16 protein-coding genes, 1 pseudogene and 1 riboswitch are annotated in these 18,010 nt (G+C 51.8%); of the genes and pseudogenes, 6 read left to right on the forward strand and 11 right to left on the reverse strand.

Annotated elements, in window-relative coordinates; translation table 11 throughout:
* Positions 1 to 25 precede the first annotated feature (25 nt).
* Positions 26 to 2,062 (reverse strand): amylo-alpha-1,6-glucosidase, encoded by a 2,037-nt coding sequence (locus DFP94_RS17060; protein ID WP_114497676.1) that lies wholly within the window; start codon positions 2,060 to 2,062, stop codon positions 26 to 28.
* Positions 2,063 to 2,309: 247 nt separating this feature from the next.
* Between DFP94_RS17060 and DFP94_RS26540 the strand changes: the two are divergent.
* Positions 2,310 to 2,372, forward strand: a pseudogene (locus tag DFP94_RS26540) (zinc-ribbon domain-containing protein); the annotation flags it as partial.
* A gap of 3 nt (positions 2,373 to 2,375) precedes the next feature.
* A complete protein-coding gene (locus tag DFP94_RS17065) occupies positions 2,376 to 3,026 on the forward strand; it encodes a DUF2628 domain-containing protein (protein ID WP_245954924.1) in 651 nt (216 codons plus the stop codon).
* Positions 3,027 to 3,140: 114 nt separating this feature from the next.
* Here the strand turns inward: DFP94_RS17065 and DFP94_RS17070 are convergent, their stop codons facing one another.
* Positions 3,141 to 4,577: an NAD(P)/FAD-dependent oxidoreductase gene (locus DFP94_RS17070; RefSeq protein WP_114497677.1), complete on the reverse strand. Its 1,437-nt coding sequence runs from the start codon at positions 4,575 to 4,577 to the stop codon at positions 3,141 to 3,143.
* A gap of 58 nt (positions 4,578 to 4,635) precedes the next feature.
* A riboswitch (purine riboswitch) is annotated at positions 4,636 to 4,735 on the reverse strand.
* A 258-nt stretch (positions 4,736 to 4,993) separates the two neighbouring features.
* Here DFP94_RS17070 and DFP94_RS17075 point away from each other — a divergent pair.
* The gene (locus DFP94_RS17075) at positions 4,994 to 6,307 is read left to right on the forward strand and encodes a hemolysin family protein (RefSeq protein WP_114497678.1); all 1,314 of its coding nucleotides are present in this window, start codon (positions 4,994 to 4,996) and stop codon (positions 6,305 to 6,307) included.
* Between the two features lie 73 nt (positions 6,308 to 6,380).
* On the opposite strand, the gene DFP94_RS17080 is transcribed toward DFP94_RS17075, so the two are convergent.
* The 7 genes from DFP94_RS17080 to DFP94_RS17110 form a co-directional block, all read right to left on the reverse strand.
* Positions 6,381 to 7,757, reverse strand: a complete 1,377-nt coding sequence (locus DFP94_RS17080; protein ID WP_114497679.1) for a DUF4129 domain-containing protein — start codon at positions 7,755 to 7,757, stop codon at positions 6,381 to 6,383.
* Between the two features lie 48 nt (positions 7,758 to 7,805).
* Complete coding sequence (locus tag DFP94_RS17085) at positions 7,806 to 8,672, reverse strand: GNAT family N-acetyltransferase (protein ID WP_245954925.1); 867 nt, start codon at positions 8,670 to 8,672, stop codon at positions 7,806 to 7,808.
* A gap of 48 nt (positions 8,673 to 8,720) precedes the next feature.
* Complete coding sequence (locus tag DFP94_RS17090; protein WP_114497681.1) at positions 8,721 to 9,806, reverse strand: DUF58 domain-containing protein; 1,086 nt, start codon at positions 9,804 to 9,806, stop codon at positions 8,721 to 8,723.
* 3 nt (positions 9,807 to 9,809) lie between these two features.
* Complete coding sequence (locus DFP94_RS17095) at positions 9,810 to 10,787, reverse strand: AAA family ATPase (RefSeq protein ID WP_114497682.1); 978 nt, start codon at positions 10,785 to 10,787, stop codon at positions 9,810 to 9,812.
* 126 nt (positions 10,788 to 10,913) lie between these two features.
* Positions 10,914 to 12,026, reverse strand: coding sequence for a hypothetical protein (locus tag DFP94_RS17100; protein ID WP_114497683.1), 1,113 nt, complete (start codon positions 12,024 to 12,026; stop codon positions 10,914 to 10,916).
* A 139-nt stretch (positions 12,027 to 12,165) separates the two neighbouring features.
* Complete coding sequence (locus DFP94_RS17105) at positions 12,166 to 12,474, reverse strand: thioredoxin family protein (protein ID WP_114497684.1); 309 nt, start codon at positions 12,472 to 12,474, stop codon at positions 12,166 to 12,168.
* Positions 12,475 to 12,815: 341 nt separating this feature from the next.
* Positions 12,816 to 13,247, reverse strand: a complete 432-nt coding sequence (locus DFP94_RS17110; protein WP_114497685.1) for a VOC family protein — start codon at positions 13,245 to 13,247, stop codon at positions 12,816 to 12,818.
* Between the two features lie 135 nt (positions 13,248 to 13,382).
* Between DFP94_RS17110 and DFP94_RS17115 the strand changes: the two genes are divergently transcribed.
* Entirely contained in the window at positions 13,383 to 14,327 is a 945-nt protein-coding gene (locus tag DFP94_RS17115) for a helix-turn-helix transcriptional regulator (protein WP_114497686.1), read from the forward strand.
* Positions 14,328 to 14,385: 58 nt separating this feature from the next.
* Here the strand turns inward: DFP94_RS17115 and DFP94_RS17120 are convergent, their stop codons facing one another.
* Complete coding sequence (locus DFP94_RS17120) at positions 14,386 to 14,685, reverse strand: hypothetical protein (protein ID WP_114497687.1); 300 nt, start codon at positions 14,683 to 14,685, stop codon at positions 14,386 to 14,388.
* Positions 14,686 to 14,754: 69 nt separating this feature from the next.
* Entirely contained in the window at positions 14,755 to 15,615 is an 861-nt protein-coding gene (locus tag DFP94_RS17125; protein ID WP_114497688.1) for an AraC family transcriptional regulator, read from the reverse strand.
* A gap of 131 nt (positions 15,616 to 15,746) precedes the next feature.
* Between DFP94_RS17125 and DFP94_RS17130 the strand changes: the two genes are divergently transcribed.
* Together DFP94_RS17130 and DFP94_RS17135 are read left to right on the forward strand one after the other, a co-directional pair.
* Positions 15,747 to 16,805 (forward strand): Gfo/Idh/MocA family protein, encoded by a 1,059-nt coding sequence (locus DFP94_RS17130; RefSeq protein WP_114497689.1) that lies wholly within the window; start codon positions 15,747 to 15,749, stop codon positions 16,803 to 16,805.
* 316 nt (positions 16,806 to 17,121) lie between these two features.
* Positions 17,122 to 18,000 carry a sugar phosphate isomerase/epimerase family protein gene (locus DFP94_RS17135; protein ID WP_114497690.1) on the forward strand — a complete coding sequence of 293 codons (879 nt, stop codon included), beginning with the start codon at positions 17,122 to 17,124 and terminating at the stop codon, positions 17,998 to 18,000.
* Positions 18,001 to 18,010 lie beyond the last annotated feature (10 nt).

Below are 18,010 nucleotides of genomic sequence, written 5' to 3' on the forward strand. Positions count from 1 at the left end.
CCTTGCCTGCATCGTATACTTTTGTTCATCTTAAATAAGGCAAGACATCCTCGGTATACGCCCGCAAAATCTCCCCAACACTCCAGGCTTGCGAGAAACAGCCCCGCCCCGTACAGGCAAACTCGCCGTCGAAAATCTCGGCGATCCCGCCGATAGCTCCGTCTTGAAGATGATCCTCGAACACCTCGCACATCTCCTTGGCCGCAGACACGGCTTCCTCGCTGTAACCGTTTACTTTACAATAAGCGGAAATAAATGCACCTAGCGGGAATGCCCATACGGTGCCCATATGATATGCGCCGTCCCGGTCAATGAGCTTGCCGATGTACCGGGGTTTATATTCCGGATCTTCAAAAGAAAGCGACCGCAGTCCGTATGGCGTATACAAATGCTTATACACGGTACCCACGACAGCTTTTTCTCTCTCCGGGGGAAGCGTCGTAAACGGAAGCGAGACTGCCCAGATTTGATTCGGTCTGATTTTTCCGTCATTTTCCAATAACCCGTCGCCCTGGTCCACATCGACCACATCGTACAAACACTCCGCCTCTTCATTCCAGAACCGGCGGTTGAAGGATTCGCACACTTGTCGTGCTAATGCATCATATGGCTCCATGTCCCCAAAACGTTCCGCCAGTTCCGCCATGACACAGAGCGCGTTGTACCATAGGGCATTAATCTCCACCGGTTTCCCATGCCGCGGGGTGACGACCCATTCGCCGACCCTTACATCCATCCAGGTCACTTGATCCAAACCGCCGCCTGCACGGATTAACCCGTCCACGTCCATGCCAATAGAAAAGTCGGTTCCTGTTTTATAGGCATTGACAATTTCCTTAAGCTTCGGATAAATTTTCTCCTCAATAAACCGGTAATCCTTGGGATTTCCGGTATAGCGCAAATACTCATGAACGGAATGAAAATACCAGAGTGAAGCGTCGACCGTATTGTATAGCGGCTCCTGGCCGTCATCGGGAAACATGTTGGGGATCAGCCCGTTGTGTACGTATCGCGAGAACGATTCCAGAATTTCTCTGGCATCCCCAAACCGTTTGGTCGATAGCGCCAGCCCTTGCATCGCGATCATCGTATCCCGACCCCAGTCGGTAAACCAGGGGTACCCTGCAAGTACGGTTTTCAGTCCCGTCGATTCACGGTGGACGATAAAGTGATCCGCCGTCTCCACCAGACGGTCGGCAAACCGGTTTTTGTAACCGGCATGGGCCACCAGCCCGTCCATTCGCTGCTTATATTCGCGGACGATGGTGAATCCGTCTTTGTCGTCGAGACAATCTATGGAACATTTTACATAGAAGGTTTTCTTTTCATACGGTTTCAAAGCTACGTGAATTTCATAGGGAGTATAATGATAGTCCACCCCCATGAATCCGTTACGGTTCTCAAACTTGTAAAAGTGAGCCTCTTCATATAAATAGGGCGGCGTTGCCATCGTCACCGGAAACGTGGATCGGTCCACGTATTCTCCATCGGACGTCATGAAGTAGATTGCCGTTTCCGGCTGGCTGTCGGGTATCAGCTTAAGCTTCTTTCCCGTCTGCTTCATTTTAAAAGAAAGACTCCCCTTCTCCGAAGCTTCGCCCGGCGAGCGGTGATTGAACAGCGGAACCAGCTTAAGGATCGTCTGCTCCCTCCCTCCCGTTACTTCATAACAAACGGTCACTGTGTTGCGGCCATATTCCATGGCGATCGTTTTTCGGATCGTCACGTCCTCCACCTGATAGTGATATTCAGGAACGGTATCCAGTTTGAAGCGTCTTAAATAATGCTGTCCTTCCTTCTGCCAATTCACGTACTGCTGCGAGGTTAAATCGTAAGTTTTGCCGCCGATCTGCACCTGCTCCTGGGTTCTTGTAAATACCAACACCCGGTTGACGGGCGCTTTGGTCGAAGCAACCAGATATCCATGGGACATCCGGAACCCGCCCCCGGGCACCGAGTGGCTCGCATAACCGCCGATCCCGTTGCCGATCAGCCATTCCCGTTCATTGCCTTCCTCGATCGTGCGCCAGGCGCTCCGCCCCAATACGTATGCTCTTTCCATGCCGCAATTCCCCCTTTGCCGCTACGGAAAAGAGGTCATCTCCGCAGCTACTTAAACGTTTACTCAACCTTTATGTGCTGCATTATATCATCGCTCTCTTGCATGGGTCAATCGTTTGCACAATGATGCCGGAACAATATATTAGCTCTATTCATTTCTGCCTCATCTTTTCCGATAAATATACATGACTTAGTTCTTTCGAACTATTACGATGCATTTGAAATAAGTCAGTCGGAGGTAGTCATCCATGTTTTGTTCGAATTGCGGTAGTAAACTACTTGAGAATGACAAATTTTGCGTTAGCTGCGGGAGCGTGGTGAAACCCCGGGAAGAGACGGTGGCTACCGCACCTTCCGATGCACATGCGCCCGGTTCGGCCGAATATGCGGCAGGGCGTCAGGGACGGAGCACGGAGCCGACCGAAGAGGATCTCGCTTTGTTTGTCGGCAAGAAGGCCGACGAATATTTGGTTTTTTGGAAAGAAGACCGGCGCTGGAATTGGCCCGCTTTTCTGTTCGGCGGGTATTGGATGCTATACAGGGGAATGTATCTGTATCTGCTGCTCTACTTGGTCGCGATGAGCTTCATGGTCAATATCGTCCGCGCTATCATGTTCCCGGTGTATTATTTCTCGGGAGATGTCGTCGTCGCGGTTCTGATCGCCAATGTCGTGCTTCAGGCCATCTTTGCCCTGATCGCCAACAAAATCTATCTGCATCATGCCCGGCGGAAAATCAGGGCACTTAACTCTCGCTTGGCTAACTTCCCGGAGATTCGGGAAGAACGAATAGCGGCTACCGGCGAAACGAGTCTGTATATCCCCATCGCCCTCGCCGTATTGCCTGTACTGATCGGAATCGTTGCTACGCTCTTTTACTCGGTCTACGTATACAAGGAAATCAATGAAGAGATTCGTTACCGGCAGGACAGCAGTATGGTCCAGCCTTATTTACAGGTAACTTAAAAGAACGGTGGAGCAAAAGATGCTCCACCGTTCTTTGTTTAGTCCCTGTCTTATTCTCGTCATTGGATTAGTTCCAATGAGCGTAGGAGGCATGCGCTCCACAGCCCCCTGCCGCTAGACTCCCGCCTTCTCCAGCATACCGCGGGCGATCCAGACGCCGGCCGCTCCCGCCTGGGCAAGGCCCCGGGTGATTCCGGCCCCGTCCCCGCCGCAGTATAGCCCGGCGACTTCGGTTTCCAGCGATTCCGACAGCTTCGGACGCGCCGAATAGAACTTCGCCTCGACGCCATAGAAGAGCGTATGCTCGGAGGCGATGCCCGGGGTGACTTTTTCGAGCGCCTCGACCATTTCGATCAAACTTTTCATTGTGTTGTATGGGAGCACGAGCCCCAGATCCCCCGGAACGGCTTCTTTCAGAGTCGGCTCCAGGAAGCCCTCCGCAATACGCCCTGCCGTCGAACGCCGTCCGCGCAAAATATCCCCATACTTCTGGATGATGACGCCACCGTTAGAAAGGTCGTTCGCCCGCTGACAAATCTCCCTTGCATATTCGTTCGGTTTATCGAACGGATCGGTAAATTTGTGCGAAACCAGCAGCGCAAAATTCGTATTTGATGATCCCAGCGCGGGATCCTTATAAGAATGCCCGTTGGCCGCCATGACGCCGCTATGGTTCTCCACCACGACATGTCCCGACGGATTGCTGCAAAACGTGCGGACCCGGGTACCAACCGATGTATTAAAGATGAATTTGCCTTCATAGAGATGTTCATTGATCTCTCTCATGACGACGTCGGAGGTTTCTACCCGGACGCCTACATCAACTTGATTGTTCGTCATTTTCAAGCGGCGCTTCTTCAATATGTCGGTCAGCCAGGCCGAACCGTCGCGTCCCGGAGCCACCATTACTTGATCCGCCTCATAAGTGTCGCCATTTTTCAAAATAACGCCCTGAACGCGATGTTTCCCGTCTTCTTTGACGGTAATCAGGTCTTCTACTTCCGCCTTATAGACCATGTCAATCACCGTATTCAAGTGTTCATATATCGATTTCAAAATCTCCAGGTTTTGTTCCGTACCGAGATGACGGACCTGGGCACGCAGCAACTTCAGTCCGGCGGCATACCCCCGCTGTTCGATTCCCCGGATCGCGTCGGTCATCGGATCGGTGATGCTTTGAGTTGCCCCATGCTCGAGATTGATCGAATCCACATAAGTGATCAGCTCGAGCACTTTGGAAGGCGCAATGTAGTCGGTCAGCCAGCCGCCGAACTCGGTCGTAATATTGAACTTGCCGTCGCTGTAAGCACCGGCACCGCCAAACCCCGCCGTGATGGAGCATGCCGGCAGGCAGCCGGCAAATTCCTTCTTGCCCGCAGCCGGAGGACAAAGCGTAATTTTTTCCTCCAAAATCGGGCAACGACGGCGGTAAATATCATGCCCTTTATCAACCAGCAGCACTTTCCAGTGCGGCGCTTTCCGGGTCAATTCGTAACAAGCGAAAATTCCCGCAGGACCGGCGCCAACCACAATTACATCGTATTTACTCATCTGTCTCCTCCTGGGTCTGTAGATAAATAGGCATAAAAAAATCCCGGCTATGAATAGGTATGCATAAGCACCCATTCGTAGCCAGGAATTTGTGGTTCCTTGTAGAGACCCTCAAACCGTATTTTCGAGGATATACGAATACTCTGTAAGACATATTTCAGTTATCACATCACGTTAGTAATAATATCGTTTAAATACGTACGAGTCAATATCTAATTATATTATTATTCGTATTCTGCTGTTATCAAGAAACATAATTATATATTTATTGTCAATTCAGCATAAAAACACGAACATTAAATTCTATTTTCAAAGTAAAAAAAGCTGCTTCACATTCGCATTCATATTTAAATTGCTATATAATAGTCTTATGTTTTTATTCATATTTTCTAAATAAAAAGGAGTAGATGTAGAGAATGGACAGTGACAGGCTTTTGGTATTAAATTTGGTTTTGGTCGTGGTTCTGATTGCGCTGACGGCATTTTTCGTGGCGGTGGAATTTGCGATCGTCCGAGTACGGGGAAGCAGAGTGGATCAATTGATCGCCGAAGGGCACAAGAAGGCGTTGTCCGTCAAACAGGTAACCTCGAATCTTGACGGCTACTTATCGGCGTGCCAATTGGGGATCACCATTACGGCTCTCGGACTCGGTTGGCTGGGGGAACCTACGGTAGAGAAAATATTGCATCCGGTGTTCCACAGTCTCCATATACCTGAAGCATTAGGCGGTGTGCTTTCATTCATTATCGCGTTTGTAGTAATCACTTATCTTCACGTCGTTGTAGGCGAATTGGCGCCGAAAACGATAGCGATCCGCAAAGCGGAGAGCGTCGCCATGATTACGGCGAAACCGCTCATTTTTTTTACCAAGGTTATGCGCCCCTTCATCTGGGCGTTGAATGGTTCGGCAAACCAACTCGTAAGGCTGATCGGGATCAAACCCGCGTCCGAACATGAGGAAGCCCACTCGGAAGAAGAATTACAGATCATCATCAATGAAAGCTTCGAGAGCGGAAAGATCAATCAAAGCGAATACGGTTATGTGAACCGGATTTTTGCTTTTGATAACCTGCTCGCCAAGGAAATTATGGTCCCCCGCACCGATATGGTGTGCTTATATACGGATAAAACGCGCCAGGAAAACCTGGACATTATCAAGGAACAGCAATATACCCGGTTCCCGGTCGTGGAACAAAGCAAGGACAATGTTATCGGTACCGTGAATACCAAGCAATTCTTCCTTGCTTATGAGGACAACCCGAATCTGGAGGTTGCTTCGCTGTTGCAGCCTGTCATGGCGGTATCCGAGGTCACCCCGGTCAATGAGCTGCTTAAGCGGATGCAGCGCGAAGGCACTCACATTGCCATTCTGATCGACGAGTACGGCGGAACGGCCGGCCTTGTCACCATCGAGGATATTCTGGAAGAGATCGTTGGCGAAATACGCGACGAATTCGACAAGGAAGAAGAACAACCGCTTGTACAGCTCAGCGATACCCACGTCGTCGTCGACGGTAAAGTAACCGTTAACCAGATCAACGATGTGCTGATGTCCGACCTAGATACGGAGGATGTCGACACTATCGGGGGATGGCTGTACGGAAGACATCCTGAAATGAATGTCGGGGAAACGCTGGAACATCAAGATTTGTTGTTTAAATTGCTGGATAAAGAGCCTCACCGTTTCAGAAAGCTTGAAATCATCAAGCAGACGGTACAGCCCGAATAGGGAGTTCAACCAATATAAATAAAGAAGCCTCAACCCCGGATAATGTCCAAAGGGTTGAGGCTTCTTTGTTTTTTTACAGCTTCATCTCCGTCTTGATCCGGGCCACTTCATCATCACCCGGCTCCAGCTCCCCGTAGCGAGCCCGGTAATACAAACCGAGAAGGACATCGGCGGTTGACCGGCGTTTCTCCCAGTCACTTTTCCCGGACCGCGACTTGGAAACGGGCAGCTTGCGAATCTCCGCTTCCGTCTCCCGCGGTGTAAAGTGCGGCTTGAGATCGTATCCTTCGGCCTGCTCTGCCTTTAACATGCGCCGGTATAAATAACGAATCCGTTCCCGGTTATCAGGGAGATCCTCCCAGCGTTCCCTTCTGCCGCGACGGGAAGAGAACGTCCCAAGCCACCCTCTCCATTTACTCATCCCCGACTCCCACGCCTTCAGCGTAGTTTCTTCGTCAACATAAGCCTTATTTGACTTCTCCGTACTCGGCTGGCCCAGCAAGCTTAGGAGCCGGTCGATCCACCGGCGCCATATGCCGCCCGCGTTTTTGTATACCCAATACAACAGCGCCGCCAGCAAGGCGATAACCACAAGCGTACCGAATCCAAAAAACACGGCATCCAGAAGCTGTGACAGCCAGCCCGGCTCATGCGCCTCAGGCGGCGGGAATTCCATCGCCGGCGGCTGCACCGCCTCTTCCGGAACCAGCTTAGGCTCATCCGAAGGACGGAACAGCCAACCGAAGATTTCACGCAACAGACCCAATAACACTCCGCCGGCCCAGCGCCCGGTCCCGGCCGCCAGCATAACAGCCCCAAGCACGATCGCTCCGATCCAGATCATGTTATGTCTCCGCAATCCTCGCGGTAGCGGATTTCCTGCCCCCTCCTCCGAAAACGTGCTGTACCGCAAATACATCATGTTGGCGGAAAATAACGCCCAGGCTAGGCAGAAAACGCCTGACCAGGTAACGAGCGGAACTGAGGCTGCTAACTGGGGAAAGCGCGGAAAAAAGATACCTGCAAGCAAATAACCGGCGATTCCGCTCCAATACAGGTTATTATGGCTTTTTCTCTTGGCGGAGGTAGTGCCCTGCAAAGCAAAAAACGTTCCTGCTAACATAAACGGCAGAAATTTAAGTATTAGGCCTGTTCCCGATTCGGGAACAGCAACAACAGCAACCAGTACGGCAAAACCCGCACCCAACAGCAAAGACGCTGCGATCTGTTTCCAAAGCACCGGTAGACATGCCCGAACCAGCACACCGGCTAGAGATACGAGAGGAAAGGCGCATAGCGCCGGAAAACTCAGATACCCAGGCAATACCAGGTAGGTATGCGCAAGTACGATTACCGGCAGGAAAAACGCGGTCTCGACAAGACACAAGCCCCACAGCACCAGCGACCTGGCGAAATAATTACGATCAAGACGGGCCGATTTCAAGTTCAAGTCATCACCTCCCCGATGAGAAATTTATAACGCGGATCGCGGCCAGAATCATAATGTTATATACATCTCGTATAACGAAATGGAATCGCGTTGAAATCCATAACAGCTCAGAAACCCTTCCATCAGCGCGTTATTGGTCATGGAGATGGACATTTTGGCGAGGGCGAGTTCTTTGACGGCCGTCTCCAGCAGCAGCGTCGCCGCTCCACGGCACCGGGAAGAAGGATCTACGAACAGGATGCTGATTCGTCCGGTAGAAGTAATTCCGAGGGTTCCGATCCTTTTTCCATCATGAAAGGCACCGTAAAATACATAATCGCCCGACGATTGGATGTACTCCAGATCGTTCTGCCAGTTCACATGAAAATAGCGGTTGCTCTCGACCCCGGATTCGAAACTATCCCAATCGATCCGCGACACCGTAACTCCGCCTAACTTCTTGTCGCTTGCGGAATTCCGGTTGCTCATGTCATTTAAGCTGAAATAAGACAGATCGTACACTTTCGAATACCCCTGCTTGCGGTAAAAAGCAATCGCCCGGTCGTTCCCGACGATAACTTCCAACATCAACTGTCGGCATCCCTGCTTGACGGCCTCTTCCCGGTGCAGTTCCATCAGCCGTCCGCTGACCCCCTGACCACGCTCCTCCGGATCTATGGCCAGCGAGCCAAGACGCATGGTGCGAATGCCCTCATACGTTTTGATACCGCCAAGGGCGATACCGATCGGCATGTCTCCGCGCAATGCGACGAAGGAATGCTCCCTCGCATTGCCCTCCGGACCAAAAAATCGGTCGGCAAACTGTTCCATCGTAAAATTAAATTGTATGATGTAATCGGAAAACTCGGTTTGAAATGCCGCGTGCAGCACATCCATTTCAACCTCCGTTGCGCGGTAATATTGAACCATTGTCATCGTCTCCCCCCCCATAATCTCTTGCCTAAAATATTACCGTCCCGGGACTTACACGTGCGCGGTTTCCGGAATTTCCATCCATTCGATCCCGTTGCCATTCCGCTGCAGCAGTTCGGCCTGAACGCGAAGCTTCTCCCCTTGATGGCAAGAAATGATTAAGTAATCGGTATCTGTTGTACCGGCCTCGACCGCTTCTTCCAGCAATCTCGACATCGACACGCTTCGATCCAGCATTACCCGGGCCAAGGTGCCCAACAGCCATTCCAGTTGTCCCCCATCTCCGGACGGTTCAATTCGGATCGGGTCCCGGGGGCCGTCCATCAGCCGCCCATTGCACATCAGGCCGGTTTCTATGCCGTTTTGCAGCGCATAACTCGCTACGGAGGCGGCAAACCGGATGCCAAGCTCAATCCGCTCGGGTTCGAGAATATTCCTCCACATCGTCTCGCTCGTCTCTACGTTCAGGCAGATCACCAGCCGGTGGTCTGCCGTGTAATCGCGCTGATGTACCTGCATGTTGCCCGTCCTCGCGGTAGCCTTCCAGTTGATGCTTTTCAGCGCATCGCCGGAACGGTATTCGCGAATTCCCGACGTCAGGAACGGATCCTCCACGATCCACCGCCGTACGGACAGTTCGCCGAGCCAGCTGTGGTTCGGAAGCGGAAATTCCTCCAACGCCAAAATCCGCGGATACACGAGCAGTTCGAGATTCAAGGTAAACTGCCTGACTTTTTTCACAATGCCTAATGGATCGCCCGTGGTCAGCGTGGCCGATTCCAGGCGGTATAGGCCGCGCCGCGGGCATGACAATTGATGACGCCGGGTGATTTGGCGGTACGGCCGAAGATAAAACAGGCTGATATGATTTTGGTAAATATCCCCTGCATACACATCCAGATTTTTTTGCCGGCCGAACATGATTCCCGCCGCCATGCTGGACTCCAGCCGGAGCCAGGGCAGCGGCAGCGGCTTGGCGTTCGAAATGACCTCCACCATTTCCAGGGACTCCTCCTCAAACACGGCCGCCTTCGTGAAATACCGGGTATACTTTACATTCGTTAAGGACCAACGCTGATAGATCCTTGCCAATAGGAACAGTATCAAAAATACGGTGACGATAAACCAGGGGAGCATAAGTCAGTTCACCTGCTTCCCCTTCGCGGTCAGCAAGTCCTCCGTGGGCACCTCCGCTTCGGAGAGCACCTGCCGTACTATTGCCCTCTCCGGCGATTCTCCAACTTTAAGGCCGTGGCGCAGCAGCAGCCGGTGGGCCAGCACCGGAACGGCTACTTCCTTAATGTCATCCGGCGTGACGTAATCGCGTCCCCGGAGCAGCGCATAGCCTTGCGATGAGCGCAGCAGGGCGCCGCTGGCCCGCGGGCTTGCGCCTAATCTGACCTCCGGATGCTTGCGCGTCGCTTCGGTAATCCGGACGATGTAACCGAGGAGGTCTTGCGGTACATGCACTTCCGCCGCGCAGCGCTGGGCGGAAGCTATTTCTTCGCACGTCGCCACGGGCGAAAGCCCCTCCAACGGATTTCGAAGGCGAAACCGCTGAAGGATATCCACCCCTTCTTCAAAGGTAGGATAGCCCATGGAGATTCGCATCAGGAACCGGTCGAGCTGGGCTTCAGGCAGCGGAAACGTTCCCTGATTGTCGATCGGGTTCTGGGTGGCCATGACGAAGAAAGGAGCCTCGAGTTTGTGGGTAACCCCGTCAATCGTCACCTGGCGTTCTTCCATACATTCCAGCAGGCTCGACTGCGTGCGCGGTGTGGCCCGGTTGATTTCGTCGGTCAGCAGAACATGAGTGAAAAGCGGGCCGGGGCGAAATTCAAAGTCGCCGTTCTTCTGATTATAAAAATTGATTCCGCTCAAATCGGAAGGGAGCAAATCGGGCGTAAACTGAACCCGTTTGAAAGTCCCGTCCAGCGAGCGGGCAAGCGCCTTGGCCAGCAAGGTTTTTCCGGTGCCGGGCACATCCTCCAGAAGGACATGTCCATTGCCTAGCAGCGAGGCCAACAGCAGCTCTATCACTTCTTTTTTCCCTACCACGACCTCTTCGATATTTCGGCAAAGCCTCCCGGCTACGTCCATCGCATTCTGCATATTCATGTAATGAAGACACCGCCTTTATAAAGGTATGTAATTTCCAACAATATCTAGTTCATCATATCAAAAAGCCCGCCAGGTTTATAGCGGGCTTATCACGTATACTTCATTCCGTAAAGGTATGAATAATTAATAGAGTGAACTAATTTGTTGCGCTTCCGCCGCCTCAGCGATTTCACCTTTTAAAGCATTCAGGAGTTTTGATAGGATGGTTCCGTCAGCGGCTTCCAGGTATATGGCTTCCAACCTGTCCACGGCCTGCTTGACTTCGGCCAGGAGCGAAATCGACCGTTTCATCGAAGCCGTATAACGCTCCTTGATGCCATCGATGGCATCGGTATACTTCTCGTCTGTCCCCGGAGTAATCGCCAGTTCATAGACGTCGAGGATGCTGTCTCCTTCCCGGACCGGAAAATGCTCATGCGGGGCCGTGCTGTCGAAAATCGCCAGGCTGAGTTCCGGAAAGATCAGCATATCCAGGCTGTTCGGGTCAAACCCGCAATGATATATTTCCGTGTCGATTCCCCGTTCGGCGGCCAAGCCGGCCAGTTTGCGGAACAAGGTCGATTTTCCCGATCCCGGACGGCCTTTCACAAAGATGCGCGTATCCAGACGGTCGGTCAAATTGGGTACATAATCAACCGCCCCCCGCCAGGTAGCCGCCCCGAGAAAGCGGTGCTTCACCCGCGCCTGCTTGCCCTCTTTTTGCTGCGGCTTCAAGTAAGTATCGGACCAGTCCAGGGCTAACCGATCCATCTTTTCGCGATCCAGATTGTCGATATAGAATTTCTCCCATTCATCGTGAATCCGCAGCGTGCTCAAGAATGTGGCATAGGCTTGCGCATAAAGATCCGCGATTTCCTTCTCCAACGCTTGAATTTGATCTTCGTCCTCAGCCAGCTTTTCCCGCCCGAGCACTTCGTCCAAATGAATGAACGATACTTTTGCTCCTGCCGGGCTTGTATTTTCAGACCAAAACGCGCCGTCCACAACCGCGACTGACAGATCTTCGATTACGATCGCCTCCAGCAAATCGCTGTCCAATGGATGGTGAATCAGCTGTAAATTCCACTTTCGCCTTTCCCACTCCGAGGCCAATCGGCCCAACGCTTCCGCCGTTCCCCCCGGATAACCCTGAATAACGTATAGGGTTTCAACGTCCTCAAACAACGAATCCGTAAGGCTGTACAAGCCTGCCGCCGTATTACCGCGCGCAAAATAATGAAGCTCCCGTTCTGACATTTCCGCCAAAACTCCCTTCCCGAAACCGGTAGTTGAATACCTTACACCTTATGCGAGATTCGCATGCAGTGTGTTTGCCTATATTTCAGGGAGTTGGAATTTTCGAAAGTTCACTTCTCATTCAAGGGAAGATACCGGATTACCGTGTCAGCCACCGATGCAGATCCACTACGGACCGCAGCGCGTACTCCTTGCGGATCGGGATTCCGTTTTCCAGAACGATCAAACAGGGAACGCTGGCGATCTGCCATTTGTCCCGCAAAACGGGAGTAAAATTAATGTTCATCTTCAACACCGGGACCGGAGCCCCCGTATCTTCCACAATCTCCAGCATCCGCTCCGCCAGCCGACAAGTCCCGCACAAAGGAGTGTGGAAAAAGAGCGCCTCCTTACCTTCCGATGCATCTAGCCGGTGAAGAAGCTCTCGTTCCGTGATTTCCTGAAGCATGGGCCTCCCTCCTTTCTTTCCTTTAAGTAACTATATCACAAGGATCAGGAGGAATAAGCCGCCGCCAAGCCAAGAAAAAGAGCACTACCGATAAACGATAACCTCGGTGGTGCTCTTCTTCTTTGTAAGGCTCAATTTAACTGGAAAACCTACAGTTATATTCGCTGAAAGTGCTCCCAAGGGACAACTAACTGGAAAAACTACAGTTAATTTTACGGTTTTCCCTCAGAAGAGGCTCAATTCTGCGAAATATATGGAGGTTTTCCATTTAATTAAGCTCATGGGACTATCGAGACAAAATTAACTGTAGGAAATCCAGTTACTTGGTTACTCCTTACCCCTTACTCCTTGCTCCCTCCGGTAAATACAAGAAAAGTAACGCCGAATTTATCCGTGACAATTCCGTAGGCCGGACTGAAATAAATAGGTGCCAAGGGAAGCTTCACCTGTCCGCCGCCCACCTGCAATTGATCAAAAATCTCTCTCGCTTGTTCCGCCTCCGCAAGTGTGATGCAAACCGTAACCTGATTGCCCTGTTGAAGCAGTTCGCCGGGGTCCGTATCAGCCACGAACAATTGCGATTCGCCGATTTTCAAGACGGAATGGGCAATCCGCTTGCCGTCCGGCCCATTCAAAAGCTCTTCCGAGGGATTCGGCATCTCGCCGAACGTTTGCTTAAACAGGACTTTGGCGCCAAACACGGACTCATAAAACGAAATGGCCTCCGCCGCGTTTCCATCCATCATTAAAAAGGGGGTTAATATCATATTCATCGTAACTTCGCCTCTTTCTTCTAGAGTTTATCCTCCGCCACCTGCCATCATCTCGGCTGGACTTGGTTCCCATTGTAAGTCATAATAGTGACAACTATTGTCACAAATAAAAAATAATTTTAGGTTGGGATTAGCATGTCCAAATCCAAGCGTTTAATGGAATTGATGATGACAGTGAACCGGAAACGAAAATTTACGGTCAGGGAGCTAGCCGACGAATTCGGCGTATCTACGAGAACGATCTTAAGGGATTTACAGGAACTGAGCGAGCTTGGCGTCCCGCTGTATTCCGAGGTTGGTCCTCACGGCGGATACCAGGTGCTGAACGAAAGGGTCTTGCCCCCCATCGCCTTTACGGAAGAAGAGTCGGTCGCTATCTTTTTCGCCAGCCATGCCCTTCGTCATTACTCCTTTCTCCCATTCGAAACGGAAGCTTCCTCGGCTCTCAGCAAATTCTACAACTTCATGCCCGGAGATGTCCGCGACCGGATCGACGAGATGAAAAACCGGGTTGATTTCGTAACCCCGCAAAGACAATCTTCGTTCCCGCATTTGGGCGTATTGCTGGACGCAGCGGTGCGGCAGCAGGTTGTCCGTATCAAATACGAATCAAAGGAAGATTCTGCTTGCCGGGACATCCAGCCGGTCGGCATCTACGCCAGCGGGGGCCTCTGGTATTGTCCGGCCTACTGCTTCCGGCGCGAGGATTTCCGGTTGTTCCGGTGCGACCGCATCTTGTCGGCTGCGGCTCTTCCAGTCGTGGAGCCCTTGGATCTTCGCCGCGTCAATCTGGCAAATTGGGAAGAGCATATCCGCTCCAAGCGCCATAATGCCGAATGCTATGTGGAACTAAGCAAACTGGGAGTGGAGCTGTGCGAAGCCGAGTTGTCCCGCCGGGTCCCGATGCATGTCCGGGAGGACGGGTCCGGTTATTTGGAAGGAACGATTCCGCTGGGAGAGATTCCTTTTCTGGCAAGGTTTTTTATCGGACTGGGCCGGGAAGCCACGGTCAAGCAGCCGCCCCTGCTGGTGGAGGAAATGAAGAAATTGCTGTCCGAATTGTTGGGCAGATATGAATAGGCATAAAAAAACTGCCCGAATTCGGGCATTCCCTAAAGCTGGCGCAGTTATTTCTAGCTCAATGCCCCCGCCGTAACAATGACTGATATGACGCATTCACGTTCAAAGGCGCCGTCGGGACGCCGTTTGGGTCAAAGATCACGTTCCGCGAGGCGTCCAGCATCGTCCCATTGAACTCAAACCTTGGCAGCTCGGTGATTTCGAAGCTTTTCTCCGCTTTCGCATGTTCCGCAAAACAGGCCCAGGCGCGGTAAAAGTGGATCTTCTGATCGTATTGGATCCGGCCCCCGTTTCCCGACTGTGAATCTATGCCGAGGATCCCGGCCAGTTCCGTAAATTGTAATTTGAGCAATGTCATAAATATTTTTAGCTCCGTCTGTCGTCAGTCCCGCTATGCCCGTTTTGATCCATGACATCTATTTGATAATTACATTCCGGCCCTGTTTCGATAGATTCTTGGAGAAACGCCGGTAATTCTTTTGAACACTCGCGAGAAATAAAACATGTCTTTGTACCCCAAAGCTTCGCTGATTTCTTTCACGCTGATATCTGTGTTGAGCAACACTCTTTTCGCTTCTGCCACTTTGAGCCGGTGAATGAATTCATTCAAGGGGTATCCCGAATACTCATGAACGACCCGCCTTAGCGTCGATACGGAAATATGATGTTTTGCCGCAATTTTCTCCGGCTCCGCCGCCAAATACAGCACATTGCCCAAATCCTCGATGATCTGGAGCGCAAACCTGCCCCGGTTCCCCGCTTCCGCCCGGTCCCCTTGGGAGACAAGCTCATACAGCAGCGCTTCCAGCTGCAAGGCTGCACGGTCCAGGTTGCTCGGATTGCCGCTGTCGATCAGCATGAACATCATCTCCATTTTATGGAGCAGCGTGTCGTCGAATGAGGCTCTTTTCACCTGATCCGGATTAGGCAGCCACTCCTTCAGCCACTCCGCAACCCGTTCCCCTTCCACCGAAAAATAGTACTCGTCCCAATATCCCCCCGAATCCGGCCCGTAATTAAATGTGGCCCCGGGAAAGAGACAGAACCACGATCCGGCCGGAACGCGTTGCTTTTCACCGCGATCAACCTGGTAATACCCCTCGCCGCCCGTGATCGATACAAATGCCCAGTGCTCGAAAGTGGCATCCGCGCGCTGCATCGTTCTTCCGGGCAAATGCCCGGCACTCACCACGGAAAGCGATTTGATTTTCAGCCGCGCCGGCTCGACGGCCGGATTGAAGACCCGAATCGGGTGAGGACTGATCATATAATCCATATACTTTGTCATCCTGCACATTCTCCCTTTGAGATTAGTGTGCTAATTTATTGGTAATTGAACAAATATAACATATTTGTGTGAATCGGCAGGGATCATTGTAACAGATTCACGCAAAAATTGAAAGGATGTAAGCGATCGCAATGAGCGAACTGAAGGTTGGCCTTATTGGTAACGGATCTATCTCGGAATCCCATTTGCAAGCCTATTTATCAAATCCCAAGGCGGAGTTAGTCGCCGTATGTGATCTTAACGAAGAACGGGCCAGTGAGACCGCCCGCAAATACAACATCCCCCACGTTTATACCGATTATAGGGAACTGCTCGCCAACCCTCTGGTTGAGGCCGTCAGCATTTGCACCTGGAATGACTCGCATGCCGAAATCAGCGTCGCGGCCCTCCGGGCAGGCAAAAACGTGTTATGCGAAAAACCTCTGTGCAAAGCGGTAGACGAGGCCCTTCAGGTAGAGCAAGCCGTGCGCGAAACCGGAAAACTGCTTCAAGTCGGATATGTCCGCCGTCATGCCGCCAACATCGCCGTACTGAAAAAATTTATGGATGCCGGGGAACTGGGAGAGATTTATTTTGCCAAAGCCAGCCTGATTCGGCGCCTCGGCAATCCGGGCGGCTGGTTTGCGGACAAGGAACGCTCCGGCGGCGGGCCGCTGATCGACATCGGCGTGCATGTCATCGACCTTTGCTGGTATCTGATGGGCAAGCCGAAAGTCAAATCGGTAAGCGGCAACACTTACACCAAGCTCGGAAACCGCTCCAACATTGAAAATTATGACTTCTATAAAGCAGCCGACTACGATGGCTCTTTCAATACGGTGGAGGATATGGCCAATGCGCTTATCCGCTTTGAGAACGGCGCCTCGCTGCTGGTCGATGTCAGCTTCTCACTCCATGCCAAAGACAACTCGGCTCAAATCAATATTTACGGAGAAAAAGGAGGCGCCGAGATCGAGCCCGTGCTGTCTATCGTGACGGAGCGCCACAATACCATTCTTAATATCGAGCCGCAAATCAGCACTCCCGGCTTTGATTTTCAAGGAAGCTTCGACACGGAGATCAATCACTTTGTCGACAACTGCCTCGGTTTAACCGAAAACATCTGTCCGGTGGAGGACGGAGTGGAAATGATCAAGGTTTTGAATGCGATCTATCAATCCGCCGCCGAAGGCCGCGAAATCCACTTTTAGGAGAAACCAAAAAGTCTGCTTTTGATCACGAAGTCATTCAAGGAGTATATCGGCGTCGAATCTTGAATACGGCCGGGCCTAGCGTATGCTTTCGAAGCATGTTTCCTTCGGAAACATTTAAGTTGCTCACGTAGGTTTTGCCAGCGTATGCTTTCGAAGTCGTTTTCTACGAAAACGTGTAGCTCCGCTACTCAGTCCCTAGCTTTATTCAACCTTCTCGGTGCTGAAAACCCGACTTTTTGCTCTTTATTTTATTGGAAACCCAAAAGTCGGCTTTTGATCGCGAAGTCAAACATATAAAGGAGGCGAATTTATTATGAACTTGAACAACAAGATCGGCGTGATTATAGACAGCTTTGGGCTAGGCGTCATTGAGGGGTTGAAAAAAGCCAAGGAAATCGGGGCTGACGGCGTGCAAATCTATGCAGTTTCCGGCGAAATGGACCCAGCAGTACTTACCGGGAACAAGAGGAAGGAACTGCGCAGCTACATCGAAGGCCTTGGCCTGGAAATATCCGCGCTGTGCGGCGACTTGGCCGGACACGGATTCCAGGACGCGGAAGCGAATCCCGCAAAAATCGAGAAATCCAAGCGGATTCTCGACTTGGCCGTGGAACTCGGCACGAATATCGTGACGACGCATATCGGCATCGTACCGGAGGATACGGGCAGCCGTATCTATGAATCAATGCAGCGTGCTTGCGAAGAGCTTGGCGTCTATGCCAAGAGCATGAATGCCTATTTTGCGATCGAGACCGGTCCCGAGCCGGCGGTGCATTTGAAGAGCTTTCTGGACACGCTCAGCACCAACGGCGTTTCGGTCAATTTCGATCCCGCCAACATGGTGATGGTGACGGGAGACGATCCTGTGCAAGGCGTCAAAACGCTGCGCGATTATATCGTCCATACGCATGTCAAAGACGGCAAGCTGCTTCGCCTGGTCGACCCGAAAGACGTTTACGGATTTCTGGGCTACAGTGCGATGGACCACCAGAAAATCGCGGAGATGGCTGCCTCCGGTGCGGCCTTCGAAGAAGTTCCGCTCGGCGAGGGACAAGTCGACTTTCCGGGTTACTTCGCCGCTTTGCAGGAAATCGGCTACACCGGGTATTTGACGATCGAACGTGAAGTGGGCGCCAATCCTGCGGAGGATATTGCCAAAGCGGTGTCCTTCATCCAATCTTATCGAGGCTAACTAAAATAGG

Source organism: Fontibacillus phaseoli (assembly GCF_003337355.1).
Taxonomy (GTDB): domain Bacteria; phylum Bacillota; class Bacilli; order Paenibacillales; family Paenibacillaceae; genus Fontibacillus; species Fontibacillus phaseoli.

Coding starts and splice junctions, on each gene's coding strand:
- DFP94_RS17105 (WP_114497684.1), bottom strand. CDS start 12,474: ATGCTTCAGGAAATCACGGAACGAGAGCTTCTTCACCGGCTAGATGCA.
- DFP94_RS17115 (WP_114497686.1), top strand. CDS start 13,383: ATGTCCAAATCCAAGCGTTTAATGGAATTGATGATGACAGTGAACCGG.
- DFP94_RS17125 (WP_114497688.1), bottom strand. CDS start 15,615: ATGACAAAGTATATGGATTATATGATCAGTCCTCACCCGATTCGGGTC.
- DFP94_RS17100 (WP_114497683.1), bottom strand. CDS start 12,026: ATGTCAGAACGGGAGCTTCATTATTTTGCGCGCGGTAATACGGCGGCA.
- DFP94_RS17090 (WP_114497681.1), bottom strand. CDS start 9,806: ATGCTCCCCTGGTTTATCGTCACCGTATTTTTGATACTGTTCCTATTG.
- DFP94_RS17110 (WP_114497685.1), bottom strand. CDS start 13,247: ATGAATATGATATTAACCCCCTTTTTAATGATGGATGGAAACGCGGCG.
- DFP94_RS17075 (WP_114497678.1), top strand. CDS start 4,994: ATGGACAGTGACAGGCTTTTGGTATTAAATTTGGTTTTGGTCGTGGTT.
- DFP94_RS17085 (WP_245954925.1), bottom strand. CDS start 8,672: ATGACAATGGTTCAATATTACCGCGCAACGGAGGTTGAAATGGATGTG.
- DFP94_RS17130 (WP_114497689.1), top strand. CDS start 15,747: ATGAGCGAACTGAAGGTTGGCCTTATTGGTAACGGATCTATCTCGGAA.
- DFP94_RS17135 (WP_114497690.1), top strand. CDS start 17,122: ATGAACTTGAACAACAAGATCGGCGTGATTATAGACAGCTTTGGGCTA.
- DFP94_RS17120 (WP_114497687.1), bottom strand. CDS start 14,685: ATGACATTGCTCAAATTACAATTTACGGAACTGGCCGGGATCCTCGGC.
- DFP94_RS17070 (WP_114497677.1), bottom strand. CDS start 4,577: ATGAGTAAATACGATGTAATTGTGGTTGGCGCCGGTCCTGCGGGAATT.
- DFP94_RS17095 (WP_114497682.1), bottom strand. CDS start 10,787: ATGAATATGCAGAATGCGATGGACGTAGCCGGGAGGCTTTGCCGAAAT.
- DFP94_RS17060 (WP_114497676.1), bottom strand. CDS start 2,062: ATGGAAAGAGCATACGTATTGGGGCGGAGCGCCTGGCGCACGATCGAG.